This window comes from Micromonospora echinaurantiaca (assembly GCF_900090235.1).
GTDB classification, from domain to species: Bacteria; Actinomycetota; Actinomycetes; order Mycobacteriales; family Micromonosporaceae; genus Micromonospora; species Micromonospora echinaurantiaca.
Genome location: NZ_LT607750.1, coordinates 4,453,471 through 4,468,137, shown reverse-complemented (window position 1 = coordinate 4,468,137; position 14,667 = coordinate 4,453,471). Strand labels below are relative to the sequence as shown.

Genomic DNA, 14,667 nt, shown 5'->3' with positions numbered 1-14,667 from the left:
AGCGGGGCGGCGGTCAACGTACGCGCCGGGTCGGTGCGGCGACCACCGATATCTCCCGCCCGCCGTCAGGCGGGGCCGGCGCCGGTAAGCGGGTCGGCCGGCCGGCGGGGCCGGATGACCGGCCCCGGTACGGGCTGCTCGCGGGCGGCCCGGAACGAGCCCGGGCTCACCCCGACCTCGCGGGTGAAGAACCGGCCGAAGTTGGTCGGCTCGGAGAAGCCGAGCCGGCGGCCGATCCGGGCGATCGGCTCGTCGGTGGCCGCCAGCAGCCGGCTGGCCTGCAGGGCGACCCGCTCGTCGACCACCTGCTTGGCACTGCGCCCGGTGACCGCCAGGCAGGCCCGGGTGAGCGTCCGGACCGAGCAGCCCAACCGGTCGGCGTAGTCCTCAACCCGGCGGGTGTGCTGGTAGCCGCGCTCGATCTCCCGACAGAGCCGGTGGAAGGTGGCGGTCTCGGCGCGCGGCGCCGGCCGGTCGGTCGGCAGCAGCGCCAGCCGGATCAGCAGCACGGCGAGTTGGTGGCGGAGCAGGGCGCGGGCGGCCGGCACCCCGTGGTGCCGCTGGCAGTCCACCGAGAGCTGGCTGACCTCGGTGATCACCGCGTCCTCGTCCTCGCCGGCCAGTTGCAGCCAGGTCGGAATCGCGTCCGGGTCGACGTCCAGCCCGCGCAGCGCATCGGCCCGCCAGCGCACCACGGTGGCGTCGAGGTGCGCGCCGGTGCAGCGCAGCACCTGCCCGGCATGCACCCGCAGCAGCGTGCCGGGCCGGCAGGGCAGTGCCCGGAAGTCCACCTCGGCGGTGCCGTGTCCGCCTGTGGTCAGGACGAGCAGTTCCCGCTCCAACAGCACCGGCCGCCGCCAACCGGGACCCGGTGCGAGGTCACCCAGGGTGAGGGTGTCGATCTCGGCGGGGCAGGGCGCACCGGTGGGGTACGACGCCGGGGAGAGCTGACCGGAAGGGACCATCGCCTGCGACGGTAGCCCGCGTCGCCGGTTGCCGCACCTCGACGGCGTGGCGTCCGGCCCTGCTCGGCCGGCTGCCCGCCCTCCCGGCCCGGGCGCCGCACCCCCGCCACCGTCAGCTTGCGACGCACGCATACCGGACCTCACCCCGGCACCCGAGATCGACGACAGACACGACGACGCCGTGCTCGGAAAGAGCGGCCATTCGCGCGCGGACGGGCACTCTTTCCGAGAAAGCGCGGATCATGGCACAGGGCGGGGGTTGTCCGGGGTGAGGGGGAGGGTTAGGTTACCGATCGGTAGCGGTGACGGGCGATGGGGTGGGCATGACGGATCTGTTCTCGGTCGACGGCAAGACGGTCCTGGTCACCGGTGGCTCGCGGGGGATCGGTCTGATGATCGCCCAGGGCTTCGTCCGGGCCGGCGCGCGCGTGATCATCTCGTCCCGCAAGGCCGACGTGTGCGAGCGGGTCGCCAAGGAGTTGTCGGCCGAGGGGCGCTGCGAGGCGATCCCCGCCGACCTGAGCCACGACGCCGGCGCCGAGGGGCTCGCGGCGGCCGTCCGGGAGCGGGTCGACCGGCTCGACGTGCTGGTCAACAACGCCGGCGCGACCTGGGGCGCGCCGCTGGAGGCGTACCCGGAGAGCGCGTTCGACAAGCTCTGGGCGGTCAACGTGAAGGCCGTCTTCCGGCTCACCACCGCGCTGCTGCCCGCGCTGCGGGCCTCCGCCAGCGCCGACGACCCGGCCCGGGTGATCAACATCGGCTCGATCGACGGCATCCGGGTGCCCTGGATGGAGGTGTACGCGTACTCCGCCACCAAGGCTGCCGTGCACATGCTCACCCGCAGCCTGGCCCACCAGCTGGCCGGCGAGCAGATCACCGTGAACGCGATCGCACCGGGGCCGTTCGAGAGCAAGATGATGGCGTTCGCGCTGGACGACCCGGAGTCCCGGACCGCCATCGAGTCGCAGGTGCCGCTGGGCCGCATCGGCCGGCCGGAGGACATGGCGGGCACCGCGATCTACCTGTCGTCGCGGGCGGGGGCCTACCTGACCGGCGCGGTGATCCCGGTGGACGGGGGCATCACCACCCACGGCTGAGCCCGGCCCGCGGCGGGAGGCTGCCCGCGTACGGCCGGGTGGGCCGGAGCCGCGCGGACTCGGCAGATCCGCGCGGCCCCGTCTGGCCGGTTGTTCCGGTTTTTCAGCGACCGGCGAGCAGCCGGTTCACCGCAGTGTCGACGTCCAGGTGCTCGGCCTCGCGGCCGCGCGGGACGACGACGTAGGTCCGCCGCAGGAAGCGCACCAGGACGCTGCGCGGCACCTCGAACAGGGCGTTGCCGTCGGGCGACGACAGCGCCAGCGCGACGAAGTCGCCGCGCGGGGTGGCCCAGGGCCAGACCCGCACGTCGCCGATGCCGGCTGGCTCGTCGAGGCCGGTGACCAGCAGTTCGCGGGCGAAGGACCAGCTCACCGCCTCGCCGCCGGCCGATTCGGCGTGGAACAGGACATGGACCGCATACGGGTCAGCAGGGTCGTAGCGCAGGCTGGCACGCACCGGCAAGGCGGTGGCGTCAGGCGCGACGAGCCTTAGCGACGTCTCGACCTCTACGGTCGTCGGTCGGATGACACTCATGGACGTTCTCCCCCCGGCACCGCTGCGGAACGCGCGTGTCCCGCTTTTTCCCATACTCAGGTGCTACTCCTGGCTACGCTCCGCCATACGCTGACTTCACCCAGTGGTGGGAAGGGGGTCGGAAGAGCCGTCAGAATGTGAAAATTCATGTAGGATTTCCGGTTCTGCCCAGTGCGTGATCCCGCCCGGCATCGGGTGGTTCAGTCGTCGACTTACTCCGGTAACGTCCAGTCGTCGGAAGGGGTGACGGTTCCGCGCGACACTGGGGGTGGAAATGGTCACGAAACGATCCTCAGTGGATCCGATGGCCGCGTCGCGGCCGCCGAACGTCGCGGTCCGAGCAGCCGAACAGCGGGGGTACGGGGTGCCGATGGAACAGCACGACCGGCACGGTCGGCCGGAGGCCGGGCGCGGGGCGTCCGAGCGCACCGGCGGCACCGCCGTGGCCGACCGGCGGCCCCGGCCGCGCTGGCGGGAGCGGGTCAGCATGACCCTGGACCTGATCCGCGCCAACCCCACCGGACGGGTCGCCCTCAAGATCTTCATCGCCATCGCCGGCGCCCTCGTGGTGACCATCGGCGTCGCCCTCATCCCGCTGCCCGGGCCGGGCTGGCTGTTGGTGATCGCCGGGCTGGGCATCTGGGCCGTGGAGTTCCACTGGGCCCGCCGGCTGCTCGGCTTCACCCGCCGGCACGTCCACGGCTGGACGCAGTGGGTGAAGCGGCAGTCACTCGGCGTACGGTTCGTGCTCGGCTCCGTCGGCCTGGTCTTCGTCGGCACGGTGGTCTGGCTGTCGCTCAAGTACAGCCTCGGCATCGACGTGGTCGCCCGGACGCTGCACTACCTCGCGACGCACTGACCCCGGATTCGCGGGGACGGCAGCCGATCAGGTACAGTCATCCGCGCTGAGGGCGATTAGCTCAGCGGGAGAGCGCTTCGTTCACACCGAAGAGGTCACTGGTTCGATCCCAGTATCGCCCACGCAGGTCAAAGGCCATTCCCATTCATCGGGGATGGCCTTTTTGCTGCCCGTACAGCAGCGAAGTACAGCAACGGTCATCTGTCGAGGGAATCGCCGAGCCGCTTGAGTGCTTCTCTCGTCGCCTTGGACGAGACCTGGGTGTAGATCTCCATCGTTACGGAGAACCGGGCGTGCCGGAGCACCTGCATGGCGACTCTCGGGTGGACGTCGAGGTCGGCCAGGAGGGTGGCGCAGGTGCGGCGGGCGTCGTGGACGGTGATCGGCTTGACTCCCGCCTTGTCGCATCGGGTCTGCCAGGAGCGTTGGAAGTTGCGCGGCTCGATGGGTGTGCCATAGCGGGTGGTGAATACGAGGCCGTTCTCGTGCCATGCCTTGCCGGCGGCTGCTCGTGCCTCGTCGCGCTGTTCGCTTCGTAGCTTGAGGACGGTCAGGCAGATGTCGGGCAGGGGGAGGGTGGCGTCGGACGCCTGGGTTTTGGTGTCGCGGTGCAGGAGCTGTCCGCGTACGCGTTGCAGTTGGCGGGCGATGGTCAGCTCTCCGGCGTCGAGGTCGACGTCCTCCCAGGTGAGTCCCAGGGCCTCGCCCTTGCGTAGGCCGGTGACGAGGACGAGGGCGTAGGCGGCGTAGAGCGGGTCCTCGTCGTGGCGGGCGGATTCGAGGAACTTGCGGGCTTCATCGCTCGACCAGGACTTGCCCCCGCCGCCGGCGGACGGTGGCCAGGGTGACCGGCACGGCGGGGTTCTTGGCGATGAGGTCTTCGGCCTGGGCGTGGGTGAGGGCGGCCCGCAGGGCGGCCCGGATGTCGCTGACCGTCCGGGTGGACGGGACGGCCTGGCAGCAGCGACCGACCGCGCAGCAGCGCCGCTTGTCCTTCGGTCGGGCGGCGTCTTGCCCTGGGAGCAGCACTGGCAGGTGCGGGTTACCTGGTTGATCCAGGTCTGCACATCGCGCGACTGGAGTCGGTCGAGCCGCTTCGCCCCGAGGCCGGGGGCGATGTAGCGGCGGACGAACGTCTCGTAGGTGGCGTAGGTCAGGGGTGCCCGGTTCGGCTGGATGATCTCGGCCAGCCAGTAGGTGAGGAAGCTGCCGACCGTCGGGACGCTCGTCGCTACCGGTCCCTGCTTCGCCTGCTGGTGCAGCTTGATCCACTTGTCGTGGACGGCCTCACGGGTCTTTCCGTAGACGTACTTGCGGGTGCGTCGGCCGTCGGGTTTGGTGACCCAGACGTAGGCGGCGAAGCCGTTACGGTACGGGAAGATCGAGCCTTCGCCGTTGGCTCGTGCGCGTCCGGGCATCAGGCGGCCTCCTGGCGTTCGACCTGTTCGCGGATGTAGTCGTCGACCCATTCGGGGAGGATGCGGCGGTACTTGCCGTCCTTGATGGAGCGCAGTTCGCCGGTGGCGATCTTCATCTTGACCTTGGAGATGCCGAAGCCGAGCAGGACGGCGACCTCGGCGGGGGAGTACCAGCGAGGGCGGAGGTCGTGGCTCATGCGGCGGCTCCGGTGAGCCACGCTTCGTGGGCGAGTTCTTCCCGGCCGATGCGTCTGCTCTCGCGTCGCTGCCGGGCGGCGGTGTTGGCGAGCAGGGCGTCGCCGTCGGTTGGCCAGCCGGCCCCGATGTAGGTGAGGGTGCCGACGGTAATCGTGTCGGCCTGGTCGTCCTCGGTACGGCGGTGGGTGGCGCGGGTGTCGCGGAGCTTGCCGAAGGTGACGGAGTAGCGGCGGGGTTTGGTGAGGAAGTGGCCGCCGAAGCCGAGCATGTGCGCCCAGCGGCGGAGTCCGGCGTAGGCGTTGGATTTTGCGTCAAGCCTGTCTTGACGGTCGTCGGCGGTTGCGGCGCCGCTGGTCGTGACGTCGAGGGTGGGGCGGCCGAGTCGCCAGCAGGCGTCGATGAGGCGGGCGATGTGATCGCCCTCTGGGTCGGCGAAGTCGTCGATGGTGGCGGCGGTGAGTCGGGTGGAGCAGTAGCCGGTGGCTTCGGTCGCCTTGGTGGCGTACTTGGCCAGGTAGGCGGCGACCTTGCCGTCGGTCAGCTCACCGCCAGCGCTGTTGATGCGGCGCACGTCGACCTGCTCGCCCCAGGCGACCAGCCAGCCCTGCGGCTGATCAGCGTGCGGCGGTGTGGTGACGGTGATCTGGCGGGCGGCGGCGTGGATCGCGTCTTCCAGGTCGTCGAGGGTGATGCCGGCCGGTGGCGGCACGAGATCGTCCGGGTTGTCCGGGTCGACGCCGTCGAGGCGCAGCAGGACGTGGAAGTGCACGGCGGCCCGGCGCTGCATCTCGGCGACCTTGCCGTGCGACACCCGCACGGGCAGCACCCAGCGGACGTTGCCCGAGGCGGTGACGACCTGGACGAAGGGGATGCCGCGCTTGCGGCAGACGGCGGCGAGGCGGCGGTCGGCGGCCTGTTTGGTGCGCCGCCACAGCTCGCCGGAGAAGTAGTTCCAGACGACCTGGTGGGCGTGGTCGTAGCAGTCGAGGCACAACGGCTGCCCGAGCCGCGGATCGTCGGTGTCGTGGCGGGCAAAGCACGCCGCGGGCCGCCCGTGCGGGCAGATGCCAGCGTTGCTGCGGGCGCGGCAGGGCGCGGGGCGGCAGTCGCAGCGCTGCCGGCTGCGGCAGGTGTGGCGCGGGACGTGCCGGTGGTGGACCGCGCCGAAGGACGGGGCGGTGAAGGTGGCGAAGACGACCGGGTGGCGGCCGACCGAGGCAGGGACGCCCTTGCCGCCAGTCAGGCCGCAGCGCACTACCTGGTAGGCGTCACCTTGGTAGAGCCAGGTCGGGGACGGCCTGATCTGCAAGATCCGGAACATGCGCGGAATGATCTAGCCCACCGCTGCGGAGCGATCGCCCGAATGCCCTGGTGTGAGGGGGTCCGCACGCTGAGCGCTACTCCCTTCCTAAACCGTGTGGCGGAGGCCTGAGCCCTGCCGGCGGTGCTTGAAGATCAGTGCTTGACGTGGATGAGCAGGCCCACGAACACGAAGACAACAACGAAGAGACAAAACAGGGCGGACCCAACCCCCTGGTTAGCGCACAGGTAGATGACGAACGCGAGCCCAGCCAGGCCGATGAAGTTGGCATACCACATGGGCACATAGACGGCCTGCTGCCGGCGCCGGCGTGAGGGGGACACAGACTCTCCGATCCGTTTGGTCAAGAGTTCGGATCGTAGCGAGGACATCGACGGAGCGCCCGGTGCTCACACGGGGTCGCATCGACCGGCCCGTTGGGTAAGGGCCGTGACACGAGCAGCGCCGCTCGACGGCCGGCACCTGCTCATCGATGCGCGCCGGCGCCGGTTGGCAGCAACCAACAACTTGTGTCCGCTCCCTCCCCAGCGGGGTCGGCCTGAGTCGCGGGCGGAACGGCTGTCGACAGCAACGCTGACAGCAACGCCGCCGGACGGCGGCACGCTGACGAGCGCTGGCATGGACGAGGCTCCGAGCGTGCGGCCGTTCCCGGACGCGTGCGGACGCGGCGCACAGAGCTTGTAAGCGAGATGTCCGGGCGGTTTCAGTCCGTGCAGTTCATGGTCGGTAGGAGGACATTTGGCCGGGTGCTGCTGGCTTGGGTACTCGGGGGAACAGTCGCCATGAGATCACGTTGGAGATGGCGACTCCGGTGAGTACGGCGGTGGCCGTGACGGCGACCAGGATCGGGGGGAGCAGGATCGTCACCGGGGCCACTGCGGCAAGGGTTAGGAGTCCGATCGGTCGGGACCAGGAGACGTGGCTGAAGGTTACGTAGTCGAGCAGGGCCCGCCCGATCAGGAACACCGCAGGACCGCCGAGGATGACCAGGACCCAGGGTCGCTCGGTGTGGCCGAGCGGGTGCGAGATGATCAGTTCGTCGCCGACGGCGGTGAGGCCGACGCCGGTGATCATGGCGAGGTGCGCGTATGAGGCGAGTCTGCCGACGTATGCCGGAGACGGTGCCGATGCGATTGCGATGGCCAGCAACTCACCCGCCCGGTAGAAGTAGATCTGCCACAGCAAAACCGTGATGGCGAACGACACCAGCAGCGCCGCGACTCGATCCCGCTCGAGACCGTGCGGGCTGATCTGGATACCGGAGATCAGGATCGTCTCGCCCAACGCGATGATGAGGAGCTGCCGGTAGCGCTCGGTGAGATGGTCTTCTTGGATCGGATCAGCTCGGAACCTTGCCCGGCCGAGTCGCGGCGTGGGGTAGTCGAGGACGCCCGCGAGGTAGTCCAGGGCGACGGCAAGGCTCCACCAGGCTAGTCGCGCTCCGCTCTGGGTGAAGGCGCCGGCGATCCACGGGATCGCTGAGATGAGGGCCCAGAAGAGGATCCGAACGCTGACCAGCCGTACCTCTGTGTTTGTGCCGATGAGAATGATCCAGAGCGGGCGGATTGTCTGGATCGCGACGTAGACGCCGGCGAAGAGGAAACCACTGTCGCCGTATGCCTCGGGCACGGCGATGGCCATCAGCAGGCTACCGAGCGTGGTGCCGATGACCATGATCTGGATCGCTGGTCGGGTCGAGTCGTACCTGTTGGTCGCCCATACCAGCCGGTACCACACCCACCAAAGCGCCAGCGTCAGCACGAATGTCGCGTAGCCCATTCGCCAGCTGAGGTCAGAGACCATCCGGTCGGAGAGTCGGGTGAAGGCGAACACGAACACCACGTCGAACAGCAGTTCCACGAAGCCGGCCCGCTGGGACTGCTTGTATGTCCCCGGCTGTTCACCCGCCCTACTCTCCATGGCCATGGGATGACGCTACTTTTGATCGCTTCAGGCGGGTTGCCAAATGCCTGTCCGCTGCGGGGTCGACAGCAACGCCGACAGCAACCGGCCAAGACGGCGACGGACAGGCAAGCCCAGCGATGGACGCCAGTTCTAGCGTGCAACCCGTTCCCGGACGTGCGCGGACGCGGTGCACAAAGCTGTCAGCGAGACGTCAGGAGCGAGGCAGCAAGAAGGCAGCGCGAGCCTCGATGCGAGTCGGCCACGAACATCAATGGACGAGGCCCGGTGCCTGCTCGTTGACGCCAGACGTCACCCGCTGGCACGGGCCGACAGCTTGAGACCGCATCCCCCCGGCGGGGGTCACTTCGGTATTCGACGCGCTGACGAGCGGGTCGGCGAGATGGTGGGTTACCAGGTGCGCCGCCTGTGAGTACCGTGGGCACGACGGCGGCTGACAGGCCGGTGATGCATCCCGCGCTATAAGGGGGTTCGGGATGGACTCCATGCCAGAGCTGACCTTTGGGCAGCGCCTGAAGCTCTACCGCGAGCGGTCGGGCAAGACCCGCGCTGTGCTCGGCGGGCTGGTCGGTCGGAGCGCCGAGTGGGTCAAGGCGGTGGAGACAGATCGCATCCTGCCGCCGCGCGTCCACATGCTGGATCGGATCGCCCGGGCGCTCAAGGTCGACGTGTCCGCGTTGATCGGGGAGTTGAGCGATCGGTCCGCCGTGGTCAACGGGCCGGAGCATCCCGCACTTGCTTCGGTCCGTGACGCCGTCAACCGCTTCTCGTTCTCGGGTGCTCTGCCTCCGCAACCGTTGGCGGCGATCAGGGAACGTCTTGACGCAGCGTGGCGGGCACGCCATCAGGCGTCGGACCACCGGACGGTCCTCGGCGCTTTGCTGCCGGATCTGGTGCGAGATGCGCAGCAGGCCGCGTTGACATACGAGGGTGACGAGCGTCGCCGGGCGCATGCTCTGCTGGCAGAGGTCCTTGGGCTGGCTCAGATGTTCCTGGCCTACCAGCCCGCTGCCGAGTTGCTGTGGCGGGTCGCGGACCGGGCGATGGTGGCGGCGCAGGAGTCGGGCGATCCGGAGGCGTTGGCTTGCGCGGGCTGGTTCCTGTGCCAGGTTCACCGGGACGCCGGGGACTGGGACACCGCCATGACGGTGACCTTGGACGTGGTCTCGGTGCTGGAGGCGCGAACCGACGAGGCAAACGCCAATCTGCTCGCGCTGTGGGGCGCGCTCAATTTCGAGGCCGCCTACACCGCCGCCCGTGCTGGCGAGGACGGCCGTGCGTGGCGTTACTGGGATCGCGCGGATCGGGTGGCGCAGCGATTGCCGCAGGGCTTCTACCAGCCGCAGACGTCGTTCTCCCGGGTCATCATGGGAGCCCACGCCGTGACCGTCGCCGTCGAGTTGCAGAAGTCCGGTGAGGCGGTGCGACAGGCCAATCGCCTTGATCCGGCTGCCATCCCGTCGAGGCCGCGACGCGCGCGCCACCTGATCGAAGTGGCCCGCGGCCACTATGGCAAGGGCGACAACGAGGCCACTGTGGCGACGCTCCGGCAGGCGTACGACTCCGCGCCGGAGACGATCCGTTTCAACGGCTACGCCCGCCAGATCACGCTGGATCTGCTCCAGGCGCGTTCCGTGCGTGGCGACGTGCACGATCTCGCGTTGAAGGTTGGCCTCGTCTCCTGATCTACGGGTAGGAACGGTACCCGTTCCGCCCGGCAACGCTACGTAGGTTTTCCCTCACGGGATGCGGCGGGCGGTGCGAATTCGCCTGGTCGCCGCGTCCCTCTCAATTCCGGGGGCAGATCAGCACGCCCTCGTGAATGACGAGGGAGATTCGGTGCCGCGCGTCTCGTACGAGGAGTACCTGGTCGCCGTCGCACTCACCTTCGCCCGCCGGCATCAGCCGGTCTGGTCCTGGCGGAAATGGCGGCGGATCTGCCGCTGTGGAGCCGACCTGCCCTGCCATGCCCGGCATCGCATCCCGATCAACCGTGGCCACTGGCCGGGAGAGGAGGCGCAGTGAAAGACGACCAGGAGCAGGCGATCCTCGCCGTACACGTCCGGGGAATCGACGGGATGTGCGTCGGTTGCCGAGCGTGGTGGTCACGGCTGGTGCCGTACCCGTGCTGGCAGGTGGATTGGGCAATCAGGCGGCAGGCCCGGACGATCACCACCCGGTTCCTGGCTGGTGTGCGATGACCACCCACGGCCCGGTCATGCCGATCTGGAGCTGCGGCGGCTGCGACCTGCCGTGGCCCTGCCCGACGCGGAGGCGGGAGCTTCGCGCGGAGTATGCCGGCGCCCCGGTGTCGTTGGCCCTCTACCTCGGCTCCTACCTCGTCCAGGCCGCCGAGGACATGCCCTGGACGCCGGCCGGCGTGCTGCACCGCCGCTTCCTCGGCTGGGTCAGGGTGGCCGACCTGCCGACGCCAGCAGTACAGCAGCGAAGTACAGCAACCATGCCAGCCGAACCGAGCCGAGAAGCGCCTCAGTAGGCCCTTTGACCTCGCATCGATCCCTTCCCGACCCGCTCGCCGACAGTTCACACCGAAGAGGTCTGGGCAGGACCCGACTATCTGGCCAGTCGGTCATTGGGCATGATGAGTTCGTGGACGACGTGACGCTAACAAACTTGCCCAACGTCCTACTACGTGAGGGCTTCAACCCCGACAGCTACCGGGTGTACGGCGGCCTCGGAGCTAACGAACGCTACGTGCTTGACGTCGGCCCGGCGGGCTGGGAGGTTTACTACTGTGATTTACGCGGGATGAAGGACGGCCTCCGAGTCTTCCAGACAGAGGGCGAGGCTTGCGCCTACTTCCTCGAACTCTTGCGGCGCGACCCCACAACGCGGCGACAACAGTAGGCCCGCACCTCACGGCTGGGCCGTCGCGTGCCCGACACGTGCCCGTTCAGTCGGTCAGCAGGGGGCAACAACGGAGAATTGAGCGGACCGCCCCGCCACAGAGACCTACCGCTACCTCTGGTCAACCATCCTGTTTGAGAGATCAAGGGTGCAGATCAAGGCACCTTCCAAACTGACAGTGCTGGAGGACGCTAGCAGTGCCGCCGGAAGCAGGGTGGAGAATTAGGACGTGCTGGTCACGTCACAGTGGGTGCCGATACCGAGCTGCACCCGCGACTCTTGCCCGCGTGATCGGATTATCAGTGGTAGGCAGGCTTGCCGTGCAACCCACGTACCACCGGCAAAGGCCAGCCATTGAGGTTGCCCAACGGCAGATGCACAGGCACGCACCTGGACGTTAGCCGCTGGCTCGGCTGGAGCGCCCCATCCGATTCGCGCCTTGTCCTCCCATCCAGGCGCTACTTGAAGATCAACCACTGTACCGCCGCGTACCACTAACCCCCATTTGGCGAATAGCCGCGCAGCTGGATCGGTCTCTCCTGCGACCCGCCTGATGGGACCACGTCAGCAAGAAGTCAGCGAGACGCGCGACAACAAGCGACAACCGCCGGCAGGGGACAGCAAGGTCGTCGACTTCAACGCCACTCGCCGACATTGATCAGCAAAGGCCCACTGCATCGAGCCGCCTTTGCAAGGCAGGGGTTAGGGGTTCGAGTCCCCTAGGCTCCACCATGTCATCCGGCCAGCTCATGGCCTATTTCCCTCCTCCGTTGGATTCCCTTGGATAGGGGATCATCTCTGGTAGTCAGCAGACTGTCCGAAGACGTGAGTGACACTTCCCGGCTAGCAAGGTGGTGCGGCGGGTTCGGGTGGGCGTCCTCGGGTCCTAACCGCGTCGGCTACGGCGACACCGACCAGGACGAGAGCAGCGAAGGCGGCGACCAGCAGCGGCGACAGGAAGACCGTTGCCGGCGCGATGGCGAGGAGCGCGAAGATCGCGACCATGCGCTGCGGGACAACCGGCCGAACACCGTATGTTCTAAGGTGGCCCGCCCGACGAGGAACAGTGCCGGCCCGCCGAGGATGAAGGCGGCCCAAGACGGTCGTGTGTGCCCGAACGCGTGTCTGACGACGAGATGGATGCCGGCGGAGATCACGACGGTGCCGGCGATCATGACCAGGTGGGCGTTCACCGCCCTCCCGGTGACGCGGAGCGGACTGCAGGACGCAGCGAAGGCCTCGGCCAAAACCTCCCCAGCCCGGTGGATGTAGATCCGCCACAGCAGCACCGTGGTCGCGAACGCCACAACCACTGCCGCGACGTGATCAGCGTCAAAGGGGTTGCTGCTGAGCCCCAGCCCTATGTCCAGAATCATCCCACCGAGCGCGATGATGAAGAACTGCCGATGCCGCTCGGCCAGGAACATGCCTGTGATCGCAAGATCCGAAGCATTGGCGCGCCCCAGCCTCGGCACAGGCCAGCCGATCCAGAACGCCGTGATGTTCACGGCCAGCGCTAGCGCCCACAGCACCCCACGCGGCCAACCCTGCACGACAGCGCCCGCGAGCCATGGCACCGCCGACACGCCATACCAGAGCGTCAGCCGCACCTGCAGACGCTGCCGCTCGTCGCCGCGGCTAATGATCACGACAAGCAGGCTGCGACCGACGTGGACGGCGACGTACGCGCCGGCGAATACCAGACCATGTGCGCCGAACGCCTCAGGAATTGCGGCCGCCATCACTAAGCTGCCGAACATGCACCCGATGACCACCGCCTGTATCGCCGAGTGGCGCGGGTCGAACGTATAGGACACCGAGCTCGTCGCGTCCCACACCCACAATACGGCGAGCAGCAGCAGCAGCGTCTCGGCGGCGCCGCTCCAATGCATGCGGTCCAGCAGCACTAGCGAGAGCTGGAGAAGCGCGAAGACGAACACCAGGTCGAGGAACAGGTCCAGGAACGTCGTCTGCTGTTCCTCCGGTCTCCGGGCCGGCCGGGCTGGATCTCTCGCCAACGGTTCGCTCCGCTTCTGCCGCCTCGTCAACCCCTCAACAGTGGTACCACCCGGCAGGCCCCTGGTGGATGTACTGCTGCCAACCCGGGGTCGAACGGCCCGTGGCGGACGGAGGTAGAGGCCGATCACGTCCAGTCATCACCGGTTCTGATCAAGCTCGTCAAACCGTGGCCAGGTGTGGCTACCGCCACGATGGCGAAGTGTCACTCAGGTCCTGATAACGATCTGTCCCGCAGGTCACGAGACCGGACATGATGGGGACCGATTTGTCGGGTCTCAGGACCTGCGTGACGGACCAGTCTCGCGACGTGGATGACACGTCCGGCTAGGACCTGTATCGAAGTCGGTGAGGTAGCTCTCCTCGGCCTACTCGGTGAACGCGGGGAATGAGCGCATCTTGTCGAAGCAACCGGCGGCCAGGTCGTCGAATCTGATCAAGAAGCGTCCGAAGTGGACCTACCCGACGCGAGGCATCATGTGCGGGTGGGGGACTGGGACCAAGTCGACAGGCTTATCCTCGCAGGCCGGAGGATCCAGGCTGCGCAAGCGATCCGAGCAGCCCGCGAGTGCGCCATCCCGGATGCCCTGGACGCCTTGGCTGAACGGCACGCACTGCTCCGCGCAACCCGCCCAGACGAATTCACGCAGAGCCACGAGGACTACTGGACAGAGTTCTACTCCTGAGCCACGAGCTACACTCCGGCGCGCATTTTTTGCTGGCGGCCGATGGGCGACGGGACCTGGACGTCGAGCGATGAGCCGGCAAGATCATTGGGCAAATGCCGGGCACAACTGACGCTGACAGGGGCTGTCATCTGCCGTAAGGCAGCGGAAGATGCCACCCAGGTCAGCGAGCCGATCCGTCCGATTCGGCATGTTCGACGACATGCGAGAGGGGCTCAGGGCTCAAGTCCACGCCAGCGCGGGAGGGGGCTAAGGCTCAGCGGGTGTCGGGTTTGGTGGGGAACGTGTGCTGGCAGCGAGGAACCAATGCGCGGCGACCAATGGGATAACGCCGACGGGGTACCAGGCAACATCAATGAGGTCGAACTGGGCGCCTAGCAGCTGGCGGGCGAGCCAGCTGCGTTGGGAGAGTGCCGCGGGTATGGGGGTGAGCTGTGCAAACTCGATGAACCAGCAGTATGCGATCGCGGCGCTGCCGGCGGGAAGTGGGGAGATCAGCGGCCATATGAAGATCACTATCGTGTAGACGATGGCCGCGGACAAGGCGGCGCCTGAGTACTGTTCGATAGGCCCGTCCATCGCGGCGCGGATTGTGAAGGCCGCGCCTATAAAGCCGGCTGCCGATACCACCATCAGCAGCCGAGTCCAGCGCACTGCGAGCGACATCGGGCAATCATAAGTGGCAGCGCAGGAGGAGTGCCTCCACAGGTGAGCCCGGGTCAAACGGGTGAGTGAGGCAGCCAGGAGGCAGCGAAAGCAGCAGCAACGGCCAGCGGCG

General features: G+C 68.0%; 13 protein-coding genes, 1 tRNA gene and 2 pseudogenes. 7 read left to right on the top strand and 9 right to left on the bottom strand.

Going from position 1 to position 14,667, the window contains the following annotated elements; genetic code table 11:
• Nucleotides 1-65: 65 nt before the first annotated feature.
• Nucleotides 66-965 (bottom strand): helix-turn-helix domain-containing protein, encoded by a 900-nt coding sequence (locus tag GA0070609_RS20005; RefSeq protein ID WP_088995193.1) that lies wholly within the window; start codon nucleotides 963-965, stop codon nucleotides 66-68.
• A 323-nt stretch (nucleotides 966-1,288) separates the two neighbouring features.
• Here GA0070609_RS20005 and GA0070609_RS20000 point away from each other — a divergent pair, with 323 nt between their 5' ends.
• A complete protein-coding gene (locus tag GA0070609_RS20000; RefSeq protein WP_088995192.1) occupies nucleotides 1,289-2,065 on the top strand; it encodes a RhlG family 3-oxoacyl-ACP reductase in 777 nt (258 codons plus the stop codon).
• 103 nt (nucleotides 2,066-2,168) lie between these two features.
• On the opposite strand, the gene GA0070609_RS19995 is transcribed toward GA0070609_RS20000, so the two are convergent.
• Nucleotides 2,169-2,600, bottom strand: coding sequence for an SsgA family sporulation/cell division regulator (locus GA0070609_RS19995; protein WP_007457244.1), 432 nt, complete (start codon nucleotides 2,598-2,600; stop codon nucleotides 2,169-2,171).
• A gap of 274 nt (nucleotides 2,601-2,874) precedes the next feature.
• Between GA0070609_RS19995 and GA0070609_RS19990 the strand changes: the two genes are divergently transcribed.
• Both GA0070609_RS19990 and GA0070609_RS19985 read left to right on the top strand, forming a co-directional pair.
• Nucleotides 2,875-3,459: a TIGR02611 family protein gene (locus GA0070609_RS19990; protein WP_408630606.1), complete on the top strand. Its 585-nt coding sequence runs from the start codon at nucleotides 2,875-2,877 to the stop codon at nucleotides 3,457-3,459.
• 50 nt (nucleotides 3,460-3,509) lie between these two features.
• Nucleotides 3,510-3,581 (top strand) — tRNA-Val (locus GA0070609_RS19985).
• A gap of 75 nt (nucleotides 3,582-3,656) precedes the next feature.
• Here the strand turns inward: GA0070609_RS19985 and GA0070609_RS19980 are convergent.
• From GA0070609_RS19980 to GA0070609_RS19960, 5 genes and pseudogenes are all read right to left on the bottom strand, one after another.
• Nucleotides 3,657-4,877 (bottom strand): annotated as a pseudogene (locus tag GA0070609_RS19980) (tyrosine-type recombinase/integrase).
• A complete protein-coding gene (locus GA0070609_RS19975) occupies nucleotides 4,877-5,074 on the bottom strand; it encodes an excisionase family DNA-binding protein (RefSeq protein WP_088995191.1) in 198 nt (65 codons plus the stop codon). The pseudogene GA0070609_RS19980 and the gene GA0070609_RS19975 overlap by 1 nt, the downstream one beginning before the upstream one ends.
• Nucleotides 5,071-6,396, bottom strand: a complete 1,326-nt coding sequence (locus tag GA0070609_RS19970) for a replication initiator (protein ID WP_231928352.1) — start codon at nucleotides 6,394-6,396, stop codon at nucleotides 5,071-5,073. The genes GA0070609_RS19975 and GA0070609_RS19970 overlap by 4 nt, the downstream gene beginning before the upstream one ends.
• Nucleotides 6,397-6,530: 134 nt before the next feature.
• Nucleotides 6,531-6,743, bottom strand: a complete 213-nt coding sequence (locus tag GA0070609_RS19965) for a hypothetical protein (protein WP_157748259.1) — start codon at nucleotides 6,741-6,743, stop codon at nucleotides 6,531-6,533.
• Nucleotides 6,744-7,113: 370 nt separating this feature from the next.
• A complete protein-coding gene (locus GA0070609_RS19960; RefSeq protein WP_088995189.1) occupies nucleotides 7,114-8,322 on the bottom strand; it encodes a low temperature requirement protein A in 1,209 nt (402 codons plus the stop codon).
• A gap of 473 nt (nucleotides 8,323-8,795) precedes the next feature.
• On the opposite strand from GA0070609_RS19960, the gene GA0070609_RS19955 reads away from it, so the two are divergent.
• The 4 genes and pseudogenes from GA0070609_RS19955 to GA0070609_RS19940 all read left to right on the top strand — a co-directional run bounded on the left by GA0070609_RS19955 (nucleotide 8,796) and on the right by GA0070609_RS19940 (nucleotide 11,187).
• Nucleotides 8,796-10,004: a helix-turn-helix domain-containing protein gene (locus GA0070609_RS19955; RefSeq protein ID WP_088995188.1), complete on the top strand. Its 1,209-nt coding sequence runs from the start codon at nucleotides 8,796-8,798 to the stop codon at nucleotides 10,002-10,004.
• A 156-nt stretch (nucleotides 10,005-10,160) separates the two neighbouring features.
• A pseudogene (locus tag GA0070609_RS35045) lies at nucleotides 10,161-10,520 on the top strand (hypothetical protein); the annotation flags it as partial.
• Nucleotides 10,517-10,816: a hypothetical protein gene (locus GA0070609_RS19945; RefSeq protein ID WP_088995186.1), complete on the top strand. Its 300-nt coding sequence runs from the start codon at nucleotides 10,517-10,519 to the stop codon at nucleotides 10,814-10,816. The pseudogene GA0070609_RS35045 and the gene GA0070609_RS19945, both read left to right, overlap by 4 nt.
• Before the next feature lie 113 nt (nucleotides 10,817-10,929).
• Nucleotides 10,930-11,187: a hypothetical protein gene (locus GA0070609_RS19940; protein ID WP_088995185.1), complete on the top strand. Its 258-nt coding sequence runs from the start codon at nucleotides 10,930-10,932 to the stop codon at nucleotides 11,185-11,187.
• A gap of 899 nt (nucleotides 11,188-12,086) precedes the next feature.
• Here GA0070609_RS19940 and GA0070609_RS19935 read toward each other — a convergent pair.
• Nucleotides 12,087-13,205 (bottom strand): low temperature requirement protein A, encoded by a 1,119-nt coding sequence (locus tag GA0070609_RS19935; RefSeq protein WP_157748257.1) that lies wholly within the window; start codon nucleotides 13,203-13,205, stop codon nucleotides 12,087-12,089.
• Between the two features lie 933 nt (nucleotides 13,206-14,138).
• A complete protein-coding gene (locus GA0070609_RS19925) occupies nucleotides 14,139-14,555 on the bottom strand; it encodes a ribosomal maturation YjgA family protein (RefSeq protein ID WP_088995182.1) in 417 nt (138 codons plus the stop codon).
• Between the last annotated feature and the right edge of the window lie 112 nt (nucleotides 14,556-14,667).

Bases quoted from the DNA above. Each gene is read 5' to 3' on its own strand.
- GA0070609_RS20005 (WP_088995193.1), bottom strand. From the start codon at position 965: ATGGTCCCTTCCGGTCAGCTCTCCCCGGCGTCGTACCCCACCGGTGCG.
- GA0070609_RS20000 (WP_088995192.1), top strand. From the start codon at position 1,289: ATGACGGATCTGTTCTCGGTCGACGGCAAGACGGTCCTGGTCACCGGT.
- GA0070609_RS19995 (WP_007457244.1), bottom strand. From the start codon at position 2,600: ATGAGTGTCATCCGACCGACGACCGTAGAGGTCGAGACGTCGCTAAGG.
- GA0070609_RS19990 (WP_408630606.1), top strand. From the start codon at position 2,875: ATGGTCACGAAACGATCCTCAGTGGATCCGATGGCCGCGTCGCGGCCG.
- GA0070609_RS19975 (WP_088995191.1), bottom strand. From the start codon at position 5,074: ATGAGCCACGACCTCCGCCCTCGCTGGTACTCCCCCGCCGAGGTCGCC.
- GA0070609_RS19970 (WP_231928352.1), bottom strand. From the start codon at position 6,396: ATGTTCCGGATCTTGCAGATCAGGCCGTCCCCGACCTGGCTCTACCAA.
- GA0070609_RS19960 (WP_088995189.1), bottom strand. From the start codon at position 8,322: ATGGCCATGGAGAGTAGGGCGGGTGAACAGCCGGGGACATACAAGCAG.
- GA0070609_RS19955 (WP_088995188.1), top strand. From the start codon at position 8,796: ATGGACTCCATGCCAGAGCTGACCTTTGGGCAGCGCCTGAAGCTCTAC.
- GA0070609_RS19945 (WP_088995186.1), top strand. From the start codon at position 10,517: ATGACCACCCACGGCCCGGTCATGCCGATCTGGAGCTGCGGCGGCTGC.
- GA0070609_RS19925 (WP_088995182.1), bottom strand. From the start codon at position 14,555: ATGTCGCTCGCAGTGCGCTGGACTCGGCTGCTGATGGTGGTATCGGCA.